Source organism: Streptomyces sp. P5F9, from assembly GCF_057961495.1.
In genome coordinates this window covers 1-508 of the sequence record NZ_JBXVPZ010001069.1, presented here as the reverse complement: position 1 = coordinate 508, position 508 = coordinate 1, and the positions used below count along the sequence as shown (strand labels likewise).

The window sequence follows — 508 nt, the reverse complement described above, 5'->3', positions numbered from 1 at the left end:
CGAGGAGGGCGAGCGACCTGCTGGTGTCACGAGCGTTGCGCCGAACGCTGGCGGCGATGTTGATGCCCTCGGCGAGCGGACATCGCCGCCGCGCACCGGGCGTTCGAGCGCGGCGGCATCGCGGGCAAGCATGTGGTGGCGGTGTCCGCGTAGCGTGTCCGGGGCCGCGTCGGCAATCGGGGCCTCGGTCAGCGGACGGAGCCGTGGAGGTCTGAGCTGACCGTGGCGTTCGTAGGGGGTACGACGTCTCGCGAGGCTCTGCGGGCATTCGCGCTGCGGACCTGGCGGGGCAGGGTGGCCCCGTCGGCGAGCCAGCCCAGACCGCAGAGGCCGATGGTGAACAGGTCGACCAGTCCTCGGCCGGTCCGGCCGAGGTAGAAGTGGTGTGCGCCGAACAGGCCGAGGAAGAACCACCAGAGGTACGCGATACTGACCGACTTCGGAGCGCTCGGCCCGGCGCCTTGGCGCGACGCCGGCGCCATGGCGGGTGGGACCGGCGCCGACGGCT

General features: G+C 72.4%; 1 protein-coding gene. It reads right to left on the bottom strand.

Annotated features, from left to right (window positions below):
* Positions 1-188: 188 nt before the first annotated feature.
* A partial coding sequence (locus AC31A1_RS52425; protein ID WP_489660075.1) for a TM2 domain-containing protein occupies positions 189-508 on the bottom strand: 320 nt, incomplete at its 5' end.